Here is a 14,030-nt window from a genome sequence, read left to right as displayed (position 1 = left end):
CACTATATAATAATTTTATTTAGGATGTATTAAATATTACCCAAAGCATCGCCTAAGGGATTATGAAATCCCCGATTACATCTTTATCGTTTGTTGTGATTACAACCAATTTGTCATCTTTCGGATAATTGAAACTGTAATATCCTCCGCCATAATCCAGATAGCCATCAACACCATTGATTGTTGTTGCATTACCTCCGACTGCTTCGACAATGCTTTCATCCACTTTATATCCATCATAACTGGCGACATAAAGCAGGACAGTTGTCAATCCACTGTAATAGAATTTTCCATTGGTTACATAGTTTACTCCACCCACGGATTGCTGTTGGTTGATGATTTCCTGTGTGGCATTTTCGCTATATCCTGCAGGGACATTGAATTCAATGCCATCCACTTCAACAGTCTGGTTTTCCCCGCTGCCGAATAAATCATCAAAGCTGAATGCTGAAACGGCAGTTATGCTGAAAAGGCTTATCAATATCAAAATCAATAAAAGTTTCCTATTCATTTAAATCACCCGTAAGAATCTATTCATTTAATTACAATGTCTTTTAGTAATGCATCATCAGTTACTGATATGATTACCAATTTTCCATCTTTTGCATAGGTAAATCCTTCAAACGGAGGAACATTATAATCATATCCGTCAACACCGTTTACAGACAATTTGTCTCCGCCAATATATGCAGGTATGCTGTCGTCAACTTCAACGCCGTCGTATGTTGCAACACCGATTGATATTACATCATTTTCATCGTTTGCGTATGTTTTTCCCCATGTTGTGTATTCAATTCCTTGAGATTCGTTGACTTCACCGTTTACAGCCATGTCTTCGTCTTCAACAAATCCTGCAGGAATGTTGAAATCAATTCCGTCAATTGTTACATTTTCAGCTTCAGAACTTGATCCAATTAAATCGTCCAATCCGAATGCCGAAACTGTACTTATACTTATTGCTACGATCAATAGTGCAAATATTGCAAGTATCTTACGATTCATTTCAAAACCTCCAATTAAGTAATTAATAATTTATAAATAGTTTAAAATATATTTATTGTTTACATGATTGGAAGTGAAATGCTAAAAAAAATAGTTTAAGGGTTCATAGATTAATCTACAAGACGATTTCGTATAGTCTGGTTTCGTTGGTAACCCCAATCAGAATTCCCTTATCATCATGAACATATCCGAAGTAATGCAAATCATCTTCTGTATAATTCCACCCGGTATGGCCATTAACTGTTGACTCGACCGCTCCCTCTTTGTAGAATTCATCCACGTTCATTCCCATCCAATCGGAAATGACTGTGATGATAATTTCGCCATTGGCTTCATTAACATAAAAGCAGGATTTTCCATATGATCCTAACTCATCAAAGTCTTCAACGTCCTTTGATTCGCCGAATCCTGCAGGTATTGTGAAATTCACACCCTCAAATGTTATGTTTTCTGATTCATTTGAATAGCTAATATTTTCGCTTGCGCTTACTGTTGCCAAAAGCAATGCCGCAACAAATATTAGTGAAAGAAATCTTAGTTTCATAGTAAATAATTGATTTTAATATAAAATAAATATTTCCATGCCTTCCCAAATTCTAATTAAAATTTTGAAATGCAACCCAAATATTTCAGTTGGATTATCCTAAAACTATTAAAATTATCAAAGACAAAATAAATTTAAGCAATACTTATCATAAACTACACAAAAGAGATGACAAATATGGACACTAACTCAATAAAAAACGGAATTTTCTCATTTATTATACCTGGACTCGGACAATATCTAAACGACGACAAACAAAAAGGGCTCGGACTGTTTGCCGCGGCCATAATGCTTCATATCATCATATGGTTTTTCATGAATAATGCCTTTGGAAGCATTGTTCAAACACTATATCACCTATATGCAGGATATGACGCATATAAAAACTATTAAAAAGGAATTAAAGAAAATCAATTATTCTTCTGCTTGTTTGACCCTTGTTAAAATTACTGCGAATACGAGTACCAGAGTAATGATTATCAAATCGATTATCAATTCAAAGGTTTTTGCAGAAGCGAAAAGATTGAAAATTCCAACTACCCACATCACCACCAAAACGGATGGAAGCAGGTATTTAATTATCAATGTCCAAATTTTGCCTACTTTAAAGGTGGAAGCTTCATTAAGTACCGGTATGATATGTTCCACACCATAAAACCATGCAAATATTATACATTGGATGCCGATTAAAATTAAGATACCGAACTCATTTACAAATGAATCGATTATTCCAACAAGATAGCTGCTGATACCTGATGTCAAAAGCAGGGAAAATGCGCATCCGATAATGCATAGAATTGTTGAAGTTTTCTTTCTTGACCATCCAAGTTTGCTTGAAGTAGTGCTTAACATCGGTTCGAAAAATCCAAGTGCTGAAGTAACACCCGCAAATAATATGGACAAGAACAACAATGGAGCAAGTATTCTTCCAATTGGACCCATAATGTTGAAAATCATTGGAAATACAATGAATACCAAACCGGTTCCTTCGGTGACCAATTCAACCATTGGTGTACCTCCGGTTACAGACATATATCCTAAAATTGAAAATACTCCAAATGCAGTACAGACTTCAAATAATGAATTGGATGCAACAACTATCAATACATTGTCGATTAATTTTGAGTTTTCAGGCAGGTAGCTTGCATATATCAAAGCGATAGCCTGGCCCATACTTAATGAAAAGATGATTTGCGCAAATGCGGCAAGCCAGATATTCACGTCCAGAAGTTTTGACCAATCCGGAGACAGCAATGTATTTATACCGACACTTGCACCAGGCAATGTCAAAGCGTAAATAATAATGAATCCCATTATAACAAATAATGCGGGAATAAGGATTTTTGAGACTTTACCAATACCGTCCTCAACGTTTTTATGAGAAATAAACCATAAAACAATCCATAAGAATAAAACCGCAACAGTTGTCGGCACAAGTAAAAAGCTGGCATCGGCCAAATTGGAACTTCCCCCTACCTCGTTTACAAAGTAAGCGGCGGCATCGGTTCCCCAATTAAAGCTAAAGCTGGATCCGAGATATACCAAATCCCAACCCAAAATAACCATATAATAAATTGTAACTACAAATACGAATAAAACCAAAATCCATGCCACAATCTCAAACTTGGGATTAATTCTCTTCATAATATTCGAAAAGGAATCTTTAAATGAGAATCCGATACCATATTCCAATATTAAAAACGGAATTCCCATAATTCCAATGGCAATCAGGTAAGGAACGAAAAATGAACCTCCTCCATTAGAATAAAGCACATAGCTGAAACGCCAGATATTTCCTAATCCTACTGCGGCTCCAATCATAGCCAAAATAAATTCGAGAGATGAATCCCATTGACCCTGTCGTGACATAATATAAATTCTGTAAAAAGCTATATAATAAACTTTACATTATAATAATATGATGAACGTTTTTGACAAATTTTTAATGGGAGAGACAACCAGCATAAATTGGTGCTTTGAAAACAGACATTTCATTAACAGATTGTCTGAAAATGGATTGTCAAGAGAATATGTTATTGATTGCCTAATGATGGAAGAGCCAATAAGCTATGAACATGTCGAGGACAACAAATATGCGGTTGTATATAATGCTCCCGCCAATAAGGATTATAAGGAAATAAGACTGATCATGGCCTGTTCCGGCAATTCAATTGACTTAGTAACAGCTATGAGAAATAATGAAACAACAACCAATCGCCAAAATAAGCAATATCAATCTGAAAAGAAAAAAGCAATTGAAAAAAAGAGACTGAAAGCGTTGTCAAAAAGAAAATGGTAGTTTAAAAGAATAATCCTTTAAACCTTTTTGAAATTAAAATTGCAGCTTATGCCAATACGGAATAAAATTACTCCTTTTGCCCCGCCTTTGATTGCGGCCTTTGAATCTTTGACAAGGGATTTCTGGGATAATTTGCGGACATTGTTGTCTGAATGATAAGATTGCAAACCTGTCCAGATTTGTGCCCCGTTTGAATCGCTGACATATGATTTGGTTACTGAAGTCACCCAACTTCTTGTCTGATGGTAATTGCCCTTGTAAACCATCGGCAGCAACGCATCAGTATATTTGCTCAAAGTAGGTACATCCTGACCGTAATAATACTTCATCATTGAAGGTTCAGGCATTAAAGCCACAGAAAGTATGCAGTTTGGATTTACCTTATGGACTTTGACGCTTGTCTTCTTAACGATGTAGTTGATTACCTTTACGGCATTCTTATGCTTGTGGGCTGTTCCTCCAAATCTCATGTAATCCAAGTGGATTCCGTCAACTCCCTTAATTTTAGCATAGCTTTTGGCTTCACGAACTTTCTTGTTGATAAATCCGTATTTGAATGACCCGTCATCATTGACCGGACTTACCCAATTTTCACCAACACAGCATACCTGCATCCACAAATGAACTTTCATTCCATAGCTATGCGCCCTGCTGATGAATGAAACGACAGCAGACCTGCCGTAGCTTGAAATCGCCTGAACATGCAAAAAGATCTGCTTGGTGCCTTTGCTGGCCAGGCTTTTAAGGCTTATTTTTTTCATGTGTGCAGCCCATAGCCAATATCCGTTTCCTTTGCCCATCTTGGCTTTCACTTTAATGACATGATAACCGCTTGAGGACAAATATGGAGCGTTCTTCTTGAATGAATATTTCACCTTATGCTTGCCCTTCTTGAGCTTCAGATAGATTTTGGCAATTCCATCCTTATCCGTTTCTGCGCTGTATCTCTTGCCGGCCACCTTGAAATTGACCACTTGCCCTTTGACAGGCTTGCCGTCATCGGTGAGCAGCTTGACATAGAACAGGCATTTTGAGCCTTGGCGATAGATGATATACTTATCACCAAGTTTGAGTTTGGTTTTGACAGGGTCTTTAACGGTCACTTTGCATGTTCCTGTTGCACTTTCGGTAGACTCATCGCCAGAATAGCTGAACCTAGCAGTGTATGAGCCTGTCTTAAGATTTAAAGACAGTGTGGCCATACCATTCTTGTCTGTTGTCCGAGTATAGTTTTCACCATTCAAGGAGATTGTCACCTTTTTAGAAGCCAGCGGCTTATTGTTTGAGGTTAGCTTTAAGGACACTGTTGTCTTGAATGATTCATAACCTTTTACTTTAGAAGACTCTATCTTTGATGCTGTCTTTTCAACATCTGCTGTAGCGTTCTCCTGTAAGACATCAGCACCATCCTGCATCAGGACATCACCCTCATCTGCTGAAACCTCTTCCAATGCGTCGCCGGTATCGGCATCACTACCTACCACATCGGTTATGTTATCATCTGCAGAAACCGCCGAAACGGACATCAATGCCAATAGCACAACGAATAAGAAAAGCATCCTCTTCATATTATATCCCCTTGAAGTTAATGTAGTTAAACAGACCGAATCTGAATAGTATTACACCATCTGCTCCACCATCAATCGCCGCATTTGCATCACTTGTCAACTCCTTGGCTGACAGTTTTGTCACATGGGAATCTGACCTGTATGCCTGAAGGCCAGTCCATATCTGTGCCTTCTTGGATTGCTTTGCAAATGTTTTGGTGACTGACTTGATCCAATTAGCGTTTCCATGGTAATTTCCCTTATAGACCATCGGCACTATCGCATCAAGGTATTTTCCCATTGTCGGAATGTCCTGAGCATAATAATGCTTCATTGAGGAAGGTTCCGGCATGACTGCGGCTGACACGATTAGTTTCTTATTTATCTTGTGAATAGCAGTAGATGCCTCTTTAACGAACAGGTTGACTGCCTTTACAGAACCGGCATGCTTATAAGCAGTTCCGGGATATCTTAAATAATCAAAGTGAACTCCTGCAATGCCTTTTACCTTAGCGTATTTTTTGGCCTCCTTGACTTTGGAATTGATTAGCTTATAATTGATCTTGCCGTTTTTGGCAGGATATTGCCAACCATGGTCGCCGTAGAATACCTGCATCCATATATGAACTTTGATTCCATGGGAATTGGCTTTATTAATCCAGGACTGGACATAGCTTTTGCCGTAATAATGGAAACATATGAAGTTCAGCAGGATGTGTTTTGTTCCGTATTTCTGAAGGGTCTTGAAGTTGACCTTTTTCATGTCGGAAGCGAAAAGCCACATTCCATTGTTGTTGTCGTGCACCGGCTTTACCCTGATTTTATATGTTTTGGTTGCCTTATTGTAGACTGAAGTCTTTTTGAAATACACTTTTATCTTATATGAACCGGATTTCAGTTTGATTTTCAGGCTTGCAATTCCGTTGCTGTCTGTTTTTCTTGTATATTTTTTACCCTTGATTTTGAAGGTTACCTTTTTGGAAGCCAACGGATTGGCGCGAGAGTCTTTTAATTTGATTTTGAAATAGTCTTTCTTCTTATGGGTATAGACTTTGGAATTCTCCTTGACGATTTTTGTCGGCATTCCCTTTTTGACGGTTATCTTGGAAGTGCCTGAGGATTTCTTTATGTTGTCCTCACCGGCATATGAATATGATATCTTATAGGTTCCTGCCTTCTCGTCTATCTTGACGCTTGCCACTCCGTTTGAGTTTGTTCTTTTGGAAACTGTTTTACCGTTGATGTTAAAAACGACAGTCCTGTTGGCTAATGGAACCCCACCGACTGTTAAAGTTACCTTATATTTATTGGCAACGCCAATATAAGCAGTATAATCTGATCCCTTAATTTTTGAAGTTGATGTTGAAATTACAAAAATTTCTGTTGAATTTGAACATTTTGCATATCCCTCATCGGAAAATGAGTATTTGACAGTGTATGTTCCGGGATCCAGGTCAATCTTAAGCTTTGCAACACCATTATCATCAGTTACAACCTCAGATGTTACCTTCTTAACTTTAATCTTTACTGTCTTGTTGGCAAGAGGAGTGGAATTGGAATCTGTCAGCTGTACGCTGAAATCCTTGCCCTTGACAATGTTGGTATCGTTGCTTTTAATGGTTGTTGTGATTAGTGAAGAATTGGTTGTTTCTTCAGGAGTCTCTTCTCCAGCGGCATCCTCCTGAACAACATCTTCGGACACCGCATCGTCAGAGACAACATCTTGTGTCATTACATCGGTTTCATTAACTGCACTAACCGCACCTATCATGAAAAAAAGGATTAGTGCAATTGATAAAATCAATGCCATGTTTGTCTTCGAAATAATTTCACCTCTTACTACAAAAGTTTATCTAAAAACATATATAAATCTTTTTAAAAGGAAATTCGGCTTAAAATTGCTTAAATTAATTAAAATAGCTTAAAAATATATAGAAATAAATATAAAAAGAATAATTATGTTAAAATAAACTATAATAAGCTTAAATATATTGAATTATTATTAGATAAATAGTGACTTAATAAGATAAAAAATAATAACAAAAAAATGGACCATATTAAAAATAAAAGGCATTTAACTGACAACATTAACTATCAGTTAAATTAAAGCTTAATTTACCTGTTCCATTGCTTGTGATTTCTAATTGGCTGCATTGAGGAGATAAATTGCTCAGTAATGAAGTTCCGCTTTCACTGTCCATATGCTGCGGCAGGTACCCGGAAATGTAAATCGGATAAACTGTGCACTCGCCTGTGTCATCGACCAGATTAATCTTTACAAAGTAGGCAGTATGTGTATCCGGATTTGACTGGTCGAATATGAAATTGCCCAGACTGTAGAAAATCGGCTTTCCATTGTACATTTCAATGCCCTGTGTAACATGCGGATGAGAACCTATTACGACATCCGCCCCATAATCAATTAACTCATGTGAAATCTTAACCTGATTGTCGTTTGGAGAATGTGAATACTCGTTTCCATAGTGCATGTATGCAATGATTAAATCGGAATCGTTGTTTTCGGAAATTTGCTTTTGGGCATCCTCTGAATCATAGGCTGAATAACCCGGATTTTGCCCATCCGCATACGGCATGACTTCCTGAGAGTATTCGGCGAAGTTTTCGGAATCCATATAATTTAAAATAGTAATCTTTCTTCCGTTGATGTCCTTTACAACCGCCGCATGTGCCTCATCTTCAGTATTTCCTGCACCGATTGGAGTGATGTTTGCAGCTTTAAGGTTTGAAATAGTATCCTGCATACCGGTTACGCCATAATCAAACGCATGATTATTTGCAAGTGACACGACAGTCACATTGTTCGCCCTGGCAAGAGGAACATATGACGGATTGCATCTTAATGGAACATCACCTTTTAGGGCATAACCTGATGAGGTTGCCGCATTTTCAAAGTTTATCAAAAGCAAATCAACATCGGATGTGACATCACTTACCCCACTGAATGGGGAGTAATCCAAGCTTAAGACCCCTTCCATATTACGGGCAAACATTACATCACCTGTAACTGCAACAGAAACGTTTTCTTTAGGTTCAATATTAACAATTGAACTGGACGGATTAAATATTGTTGCCCAGACAGCAACCATTACCAATATTACCAAGACAATTAGCAGAATATTTCTAAGCTTCATCAACGACCTCTTCATCATCGGAGAACAGCTGGTCCAGCATCCAATCGGCATCATACTCCATGATGTCGTCATAACCCTGGCCCACACCTAAAAACATGATAGGCTTTTTGATGACATAACCGATTGAAAGTGATGCTCCGCCTTTGCTGTCGGCATCAGCTTTTGTAAGAATTACCCCGTCAATGTCAATCGCTTCGTTGAATTTGCGGGCCTGCTCGGTTGCGTCATTACCGGTTATCGCATCGCCAACGAATATGACCAAATCAGGATTTGCAACCCTTTTAATCTTTTTCATTTCATCCATAAGATTGGTGTTTGTCTGCATTCTGCCTGCAGTGTCGATTAAAACCAATTCTTTTCCTTGAGCCTTTGCATGCTCAACCGCATCATATGCCACTGCTGCCGGGTCTGATCCCTTCTGGTGCTTGATGATTTTAACACCTACATTGTCTGCGTGGTGAGTAACCTGTTCGATTGCTCCGGCACGGAATGTGTCTGAAGCGGCAATGACCGGAGTGTAGCCTTTTTTCAGGTAATAGTTGGCCAGTTTACCTATTGTGGTTGTTTTTCCGGTTCCGTTGATTCCGACAAACATGACCACTAAAGGTTCGCCCTGAGCCACTTTTTCCTCAAGCATTTCAGTCATTGATTTTCCAGGAATATCGATTATCTCCTTAACAGCATCCTTTAAGGCATAATAGGTGTATTCAGTTACATCATTACTTCTTTTGATTTTCTTGCCTACAAGATTATCCTTAACGCTTTCCACGACATCTGTTGCAACTTCCATTGCAACGTCACCCTGCAGGAGTTCCATTTCAAGCTCGAATAGGATGTCTTCAACATGCTTTTCCTTGATGGTTTTTTCACGTGCGAATGAAAATACACCGCCTTTGGCTTCGCCGTCTGCTGATTCCTTAGGTTTCCTGCTCCAGAAGCGGGATTTTTCCTCTTTTTCTTCTTTTTCTTCACCCTCTTCTTCAGAGGTTTCCTCTTCCTTATCCTTGTTTCTGCTCCAGAAGCGGGATTTCTTTTTAGGTTCTTCTTCCTCTTCTTCAGCAACTTCTTCCTCTACTTCGGGAGTTTCTTCTTCAACAGGTCCCTCTTCTTCGGCTTCAGGAAGCAGATTGCCCTCTTCTTCAGCCTCTTCGGTTTTTTCTTTTTTGCGGCCGAAGGAGAAGAATGAGAATCTTCCACCGGTTTCTTCTTCAATATTGTCTTCCTGTTTAGCTTCTTCGATAAGCTCTTCTTCCAGTTTTTCACTGGTTCGTGAAAATTTCTTTTTTAATGAATCAAACAAAATTAACCCAACCTTGATAGCTAGTTAAAAAAATCTATAATCAATAATGTTTTTATTGTTCATATTATTTAAAAAATAAGATTTAAAAAAAAAGTAAAAAAAGATAATCTAACCCATTTGGGTCATATTACCTTGTGCTGCAGCTGCGATTTGCTCAGCCTGAGCTTGAAGATTGCCAGCAATATCAGTTACTTGCTGTAAATTAGCAAGCATTTTATCTAAGCTGTCTTTTAATTCATCTTTTTGCCCAGAGATTATTTCGCGTGCGCCGTCTGCATCTTTTTTGACTGCAAGTCCTGCACCAATACTTACGATGATTTCATCGGTGTCTTTGAGTTCCCCTTTTACAAAGGTACCTGCACCGACCGGTACAAAAGCCTCAATTGACTCTTTTCCTTCAATGTCATCTAAAGTATTGAGGAATGCATCAACTTCAGCAATAGAAGCTTGAATTAATTCGATTTGTTGGCGAATCAAGTCTGCTTGTTGCCTGTATACATTGATTTCGTTAAGAAGACTGTTTAATCTTTGTTGATCTTCCATTTTAATCCCTCAATGTTTATAAAATTTCTTTTACGATTGGGTCGAGAACGTCTTCAGGAGCAATTTCTTCAATTGAGTCAATTGAAATTTGGTTCCTGGTAATTCCATGTTTGCTACCAAATCTTTCATAGATTTTACTTTCTACGTCGCTTTCGCAAGTAGCTTTGTATTCTTTGGTGAAATCATGGTATTCGTCACCCATTACGAATTTACCTTTAACTCTGTAAATTTTTGTTATCATATAAAATCCCTCATGATATATTAATTAAAAATCATCATCCAAAAAGCCTAATGCTTCTTCAACTCTAGCCATTTCAGGACCAGTACTGTCTTTAGCAACAATTGCACCACTAGAATTTCCAATAATGCAAGCTCCAACTAATGGAATTCCTCTTCCAACAGTACCAATATCTCCTTCAACACCAAATACTTCACGAGCAAAGTTAACTTCAGATTGTAATGCATGAGGACTCATTAAAAATCCTTTATTGGTTACTTTAATTAATGAACCGATAATGTCGCTTCCGACAATGTGGGAAGCTTTAACATCCACATCCAAAGTTTCTTCAAGGACCTGGATTGCATCCTCTTCTAGAAATGGACTAGCTATTGCTCCATTGTCATTTGCCGCCACGATATTTCCAACAGCGGTGAATTGACCCGGAATGGTAGCCACGTTCAAACCCATATCCTCGAATTGTTTAACTTCTCTATCTAAAACATGTGGGGAAACAACAATACCATTTGAATTAGCTACAGATAAAGATCCAATAAGGCTGCTTCCGGAAATAGAAGATTTAATTACATCAACGTCTAATGCTTCCTTGATAATGTCTATTCTTTCGTCTAAGAGATTATAAGGAACTATTGCTAAATTATCGGTTGCTGTGATAAAAACACCTACATTCGGATTTCCTACAATATCTACTCTTTTTAACATATTGTTACCTCACATCTAAATTAGTGCCTATTCTGCTAAAGTAGCTGTTACAACACCATCATCATCTTTAACTGCTTTTACAGTAATTTTTGAAGGTATTTTTTGAATACCTCTTTCCCAAATAGCATGATTAATAGATTCGTCGATTTTAACATCACTAGCTTTCATGTGTTTGGTTAAGAAATTTTTAATTTCCCTAATAGCTCTAGGAGCTCTGATAGTCCTTTTGACTTCTTTTACATTTCTAAGTGGAATTGTGTAAACTCTTTCCATAATAACCCCTCTTATAATTTAAGACTGTTTCTTCTCCAATGTCTAGGTTTAGGTCTGTATCTAAGTTTACGATTAGTTTTAGCATAAGCCCAGATTGGAATTCTCCTATTTTGTTTGTTTGCTTTTGCCATTCTTAATTTTTTAGCTAATGGTTTATTTCTACTCATTTTCTCACCTGTAATAATAATTATTGTTTATATCCGATAACGCGAGTTTGATAATGTTCAGGGAAAATATCTAGAGAATTTCCTCCTTTATTATCAATCATTGTCCTTATTTCAACCTCAAAATCTGAACTGTTGTCACGGTTTGATTTTTCTTTTGAAATTTCAAATAGATTGTCTGTGATTAATTTTATTGATTTGTGACCAAAACTGTCTAAATTAATGTATTGTACTTGTAATCTATCTTCAAGACTTCTGATTTGATTGATATTGAGTTTTGGAGTTCTGTCATCACGTCTTGTCCCATCTGCGATAATATCATGATTTTCAGCCAATTTTTCTACAGTTTTCTCGTGGATGTATTTTATTCCGTCATTCGGAAATCCGTCTTCGAGGATTTTATCACAAGTCTCTTCAAGGATTTCAGTATCCATCTTTAAAACATTGTGTTTAAAACCTAATGCGTCAGCGGATTTGCTTGCAGGAATATATGAATCATAAACTCCAAAGTTTGCAGTATACAATTCCACATCAAGACCTAACCTCTTGAGCATGACTGCCACAAAAGATGAGTCTTTTCCACCACTATATAAAACAGCTGCTTTCATGCGATATTATTTCCTTGTAATTTTAATTTCTCTTTTCTGACCAGCAATTTGTCTTAAAAGGACTTTTATTTGGTCATCAGTTACTTTTCCTCTTAGGCTGCCAGCCTGAGCTGACTGAATCAATTGAAGTTCGATTTGGTTAACCAATTCAGGTTTGGTTAATTTAAGATTAGCTAATCTTTGACGAGCTTCAGGAGTCATAATTTGACCTAAGATTTGTTTTTTCTGAGCTTCGAATTGTGCTTGAGCTTCTTGCTGTTGTGCCTGAGCCATAGCTTGTTGTTGAGCTTGGTTCTGTGCAGCAGCCTGTTGAGCTTGCAACTCAGCCATTCTTCTTTGACGAATTTCATCTAAATCGCTCATATCAAACTCTCCCAAAAATTATAATTAATATTTTTCAAGTTCAGGAATGTCTTTGATTATTTCTCCAGAAATTTTATCCAAAAAGGATCTTCCTTGAGGACTGACGACTCTTCCGCCTTCTACTTTTTCCACATATCCTGCGTCTTCAAGCTGATGGAGTGCGGTTCTGATGATTGATCCGCTTCCTCTTCTGAATTTTTCAGGACGTACGCCACGGTCTTTTTTACCGCCGTAGAAAGTTCTTAAACTTGAAACACCAACAGGTCCGTCAATGTAAACTCTTCTAATGATAGAAGCAGTCCTAATAAACCACCAATCAGGGTTTTCTGGTTTTCTTTCTTTGTGTACACCAGTTCTAACAAAATTGGACCATGCAGGAGACTCTATTTTATCATTTTCTTTAAATTCTTCTGCGACTTTTTCAATTAATAAATCTGCAGGTACATCAAATACAGTAGTCATATTAATTCTCCAATATTTTTTTTATTGTAGCTTAATCCACTGTAAATTTAAGACCTAAAAAATAGGGCCTGTAACTCTAAATTTATAATGTTTAAGGCTTTTTCTTGTAAATAACAGCAACGTGGCCTCTAACGTCGATAAGTTTTGCTTTGGTTTTAGAGACAATTTCGTCGATGTATTTATCTTTATCGCGAGCGATATTTTTTGCAAATTTAAGTTTAACAATTTCATTAGCTTTCAGTTGGCGTTTGATTTCTTCAATCACATTATCGTTAACGCCTGATTTGCCAATGTTAATTGTCATCGCATTAAGAGCTCTATTCATCATTTCCTTTTTATCGTGACTCATATTTAGCTCTCCTTTTAAACTTTTTTTCCTTTTGATAAGGAATTTTCATTGCATGACCGCATTCACCACAAAAAATGTTAACCTCAGAGTTAACTAGCCGGACGGTGCAATTGCGACCAGGCTTGAGAAAGGACTTACAACTCTTACAATACCTTCTTCGCCATTTGTCTGGCACTGGAGTATTGTATTTGGTGGACAATTTCAATGCAAGTTCTACATAACGATTGGATCTTTCGGGATGGGTGATGAATTCCATCTCTGCACGATCAAATAGAATGTTCATTCTTTCAATCGCAATTTCAATCATCCACTTTGGTCTGTTCCTTCTACTCAAAAATATCCTCCTTTAAAATGTAGGATATAATATTCAAAATTGAATTAAAATGATTTGCGCAAATTAAAACAAAAACCATAGTTAAGATAACCTTAGGTTAATATGAATATTAAGAATAAATATGTATATTACTATTTATAAAGGTTATGA

General features: G+C 37.2%; 20 protein-coding genes. 2 read left to right on the top strand and 18 right to left on the bottom strand.

Going from position 1 to position 14,030, the window contains the following annotated elements:
• Window positions 1-52: 52 nt before the first annotated feature.
• From IKS50_RS07785 to IKS50_RS07775, 3 genes are all read right to left on the bottom strand, one after another.
• The gene (locus IKS50_RS07785) at window positions 53-511 is read right to left on the bottom strand and encodes a hypothetical protein (protein ID WP_292847975.1); all 459 of its coding nucleotides are present in this window, start codon (window positions 509-511) and stop codon (window positions 53-55) included.
• 23 nt (window positions 512-534) lie between these two features.
• On the bottom strand, window positions 535-1,002 hold the full coding sequence (locus IKS50_RS07780) for a hypothetical protein (protein WP_292847972.1): 468 nt from the start codon (window positions 1,000-1,002) through the stop codon (window positions 535-537).
• Window positions 1,003-1,117: 115 nt separating this feature from the next.
• Complete coding sequence (locus IKS50_RS07775) at window positions 1,118-1,546, bottom strand: hypothetical protein (protein ID WP_292847968.1); 429 nt, start codon at window positions 1,544-1,546, stop codon at window positions 1,118-1,120.
• Window positions 1,547-1,723: 177 nt separating this feature from the next.
• Here IKS50_RS07775 and IKS50_RS07770 point away from each other — a divergent pair, with 177 nt between their 5' ends.
• On the top strand, window positions 1,724-1,939 hold the full coding sequence (locus IKS50_RS07770) for a hypothetical protein (protein ID WP_292847965.1): 216 nt from the start codon (window positions 1,724-1,726) through the stop codon (window positions 1,937-1,939).
• 21 nt (window positions 1,940-1,960) lie between these two features.
• Here the strand turns inward: IKS50_RS07770 and IKS50_RS07765 are convergent, their stop codons facing one another.
• Window positions 1,961-3,415, bottom strand: coding sequence for a sodium-dependent transporter (locus IKS50_RS07765; protein ID WP_292847962.1), 1,455 nt, complete (start codon window positions 3,413-3,415; stop codon window positions 1,961-1,963).
• Between the two features lie 49 nt (window positions 3,416-3,464).
• Between IKS50_RS07765 and IKS50_RS07760 the strand changes: the two genes are divergently transcribed.
• The gene (locus IKS50_RS07760) at window positions 3,465-3,845 is read left to right on the top strand and encodes a hypothetical protein (RefSeq protein ID WP_292847959.1); all 381 of its coding nucleotides are present in this window, start codon (window positions 3,465-3,467) and stop codon (window positions 3,843-3,845) included.
• A 17-nt stretch (window positions 3,846-3,862) separates the two neighbouring features.
• On the opposite strand, the gene IKS50_RS07755 is transcribed toward IKS50_RS07760, so the two are convergent.
• The 14 genes from IKS50_RS07755 to IKS50_RS07690 form a co-directional block, all read right to left on the bottom strand.
• Complete coding sequence (locus IKS50_RS07755; protein WP_292847956.1) at window positions 3,863-5,413, bottom strand: Ig-like domain-containing protein; 1,551 nt, start codon at window positions 5,411-5,413, stop codon at window positions 3,863-3,865.
• Window position 5,414: 1 nt separating this feature from the next.
• Entirely contained in the window at window positions 5,415-7,202 is a 1,788-nt protein-coding gene (locus IKS50_RS07750) for a putative glycoside hydrolase (RefSeq protein WP_292847953.1), read from the bottom strand.
• Window positions 7,203-7,479: 277 nt separating this feature from the next.
• Window positions 7,480-8,616, bottom strand: coding sequence for a CapA family protein (locus IKS50_RS07745; protein WP_292847950.1), 1,137 nt, complete (start codon window positions 8,614-8,616; stop codon window positions 7,480-7,482).
• Window positions 8,534-9,844, bottom strand: coding sequence for a signal recognition particle-docking protein FtsY (ftsY, locus tag IKS50_RS07740; RefSeq protein ID WP_292847947.1), 1,311 nt, complete (start codon window positions 9,842-9,844; stop codon window positions 8,534-8,536). Before ftsY ends, IKS50_RS07745 begins: the two co-directional genes overlap by 83 nt.
• 108 nt (window positions 9,845-9,952) lie before the next feature.
• Entirely contained in the window at window positions 9,953-10,387 is a 435-nt protein-coding gene (gene pfdA, locus IKS50_RS07735; RefSeq protein WP_292847944.1) for a prefoldin subunit alpha, read from the bottom strand.
• Between the two features lie 16 nt (window positions 10,388-10,403).
• Window positions 10,404-10,628, bottom strand: a complete 225-nt coding sequence (gene rpl18a, locus IKS50_RS07730) for a 50S ribosomal protein L18Ae (protein WP_292847941.1) — start codon at window positions 10,626-10,628, stop codon at window positions 10,404-10,406.
• Between the two features lie 24 nt (window positions 10,629-10,652).
• Window positions 10,653-11,327 carry a translation initiation factor IF-6 gene (locus tag IKS50_RS07725; RefSeq protein WP_292847938.1) on the bottom strand — a complete coding sequence of 225 codons (675 nt, stop codon included), beginning with the start codon at window positions 11,325-11,327 and terminating at the stop codon, window positions 10,653-10,655.
• 27 nt (window positions 11,328-11,354) lie between these two features.
• The gene (locus tag IKS50_RS07720; RefSeq protein ID WP_292847935.1) at window positions 11,355-11,600 is read right to left on the bottom strand and encodes a 50S ribosomal protein L31e; all 246 of its coding nucleotides are present in this window, start codon (window positions 11,598-11,600) and stop codon (window positions 11,355-11,357) included.
• A gap of 11 nt (window positions 11,601-11,611) precedes the next feature.
• Window positions 11,612-11,767, bottom strand: coding sequence for a 50S ribosomal protein L39e (locus IKS50_RS07715; protein ID WP_004032463.1), 156 nt, complete (start codon window positions 11,765-11,767; stop codon window positions 11,612-11,614).
• Window positions 11,768-11,787: 20 nt separating this feature from the next.
• Window positions 11,788-12,372 (bottom strand): asparagine synthase-related protein, encoded by a 585-nt coding sequence (locus tag IKS50_RS07710; RefSeq protein WP_292847932.1) that lies wholly within the window; start codon window positions 12,370-12,372, stop codon window positions 11,788-11,790.
• A 6-nt stretch (window positions 12,373-12,378) separates the two neighbouring features.
• The gene (locus tag IKS50_RS07705; RefSeq protein ID WP_292847929.1) at window positions 12,379-12,735 is read right to left on the bottom strand and encodes a DNA-binding protein; all 357 of its coding nucleotides are present in this window, start codon (window positions 12,733-12,735) and stop codon (window positions 12,379-12,381) included.
• A gap of 24 nt (window positions 12,736-12,759) precedes the next feature.
• Entirely contained in the window at window positions 12,760-13,197 is a 438-nt protein-coding gene (locus IKS50_RS07700; RefSeq protein WP_292847926.1) for a 30S ribosomal protein S19e, read from the bottom strand.
• A gap of 91 nt (window positions 13,198-13,288) precedes the next feature.
• Window positions 13,289-13,546: a YhbY family RNA-binding protein gene (locus IKS50_RS07695; RefSeq protein WP_292847923.1), complete on the bottom strand. Its 258-nt coding sequence runs from the start codon at window positions 13,544-13,546 to the stop codon at window positions 13,289-13,291.
• Window positions 13,533-13,880 (bottom strand): ribonuclease P protein component 4, encoded by a 348-nt coding sequence (locus IKS50_RS07690; protein WP_292847919.1) that lies wholly within the window; start codon window positions 13,878-13,880, stop codon window positions 13,533-13,535. Before IKS50_RS07690 ends, IKS50_RS07695 begins: the two co-directional genes overlap by 14 nt.
• Between the last annotated feature and the right edge of the window lie 150 nt (window positions 13,881-14,030).

The organism is Methanobrevibacter sp., from assembly GCF_017539065.1.
Classification (GTDB): domain Archaea; phylum Methanobacteriota; class Methanobacteria; order Methanobacteriales; family Methanobacteriaceae; genus Methanocatella.
Note: the sequence above shows the minus strand (reverse complement) of the source record. Positions and strands in the feature narration are given on the sequence as shown.

Excerpts from the sequence above, each read along its gene's own strand:
- IKS50_RS07720 (WP_292847935.1), bottom strand. The coding sequence starts at position 11,600 with ATGGAAAGAGTTTACACAATTCCACTTAGAAATGTAAAAGAAGTCAAA.
- IKS50_RS07725 (WP_292847938.1), bottom strand. The coding sequence starts at position 11,327 with ATGTTAAAAAGAGTAGATATTGTAGGAAATCCGAATGTAGGTGTTTTT.
- IKS50_RS07745 (WP_292847950.1), bottom strand. The coding sequence starts at position 8,616 with ATGACGACATCATGGAGTATGATGCCGATTGGATGCTGGACCAGCTGT.
- IKS50_RS07775 (WP_292847968.1), bottom strand. The coding sequence starts at position 1,546 with ATGAAACTAAGATTTCTTTCACTAATATTTGTTGCGGCATTGCTTTTG.
- rpl18a (WP_292847941.1), bottom strand. The coding sequence starts at position 10,628 with ATGATAACAAAAATTTACAGAGTTAAAGGTAAATTCGTAATGGGTGAC.
- IKS50_RS07780 (WP_292847972.1), bottom strand. The coding sequence starts at position 1,002 with ATGAATCGTAAGATACTTGCAATATTTGCACTATTGATCGTAGCAATA.
- IKS50_RS07760 (WP_292847959.1), top strand. The coding sequence starts at position 3,465 with ATGATGAACGTTTTTGACAAATTTTTAATGGGAGAGACAACCAGCATA.
- pfdA (WP_292847944.1), bottom strand. The coding sequence starts at position 10,387 with ATGGAAGATCAACAAAGATTAAACAGTCTTCTTAACGAAATCAATGTA.
- IKS50_RS07765 (WP_292847962.1), bottom strand. The coding sequence starts at position 3,415 with ATGTCACGACAGGGTCAATGGGATTCATCTCTCGAATTTATTTTGGCT.
- IKS50_RS07705 (WP_292847929.1), bottom strand. The coding sequence starts at position 12,735 with ATGAGCGATTTAGATGAAATTCGTCAAAGAAGAATGGCTGAGTTGCAA.
- IKS50_RS07770 (WP_292847965.1), top strand. The coding sequence starts at position 1,724 with ATGGACACTAACTCAATAAAAAACGGAATTTTCTCATTTATTATACCT.
- IKS50_RS07695 (WP_292847923.1), bottom strand. The coding sequence starts at position 13,546 with ATGAGTCACGATAAAAAGGAAATGATGAATAGAGCTCTTAATGCGATG.
- IKS50_RS07710 (WP_292847932.1), bottom strand. The coding sequence starts at position 12,372 with ATGAAAGCAGCTGTTTTATATAGTGGTGGAAAAGACTCATCTTTTGTG.
- IKS50_RS07715 (WP_004032463.1), bottom strand. The coding sequence starts at position 11,767 with ATGAGTAGAAATAAACCATTAGCTAAAAAATTAAGAATGGCAAAAGCA.
- IKS50_RS07750 (WP_292847953.1), bottom strand. The coding sequence starts at position 7,202 with ATGGCATTGATTTTATCAATTGCACTAATCCTTTTTTTCATGATAGGT.
- IKS50_RS07700 (WP_292847926.1), bottom strand. The coding sequence starts at position 13,197 with ATGACTACTGTATTTGATGTACCTGCAGATTTATTAATTGAAAAAGTC.
- IKS50_RS07785 (WP_292847975.1), bottom strand. The coding sequence starts at position 511 with ATGAATAGGAAACTTTTATTGATTTTGATATTGATAAGCCTTTTCAGC.
- IKS50_RS07755 (WP_292847956.1), bottom strand. The coding sequence starts at position 5,413 with ATGAAGAGGATGCTTTTCTTATTCGTTGTGCTATTGGCATTGATGTCC.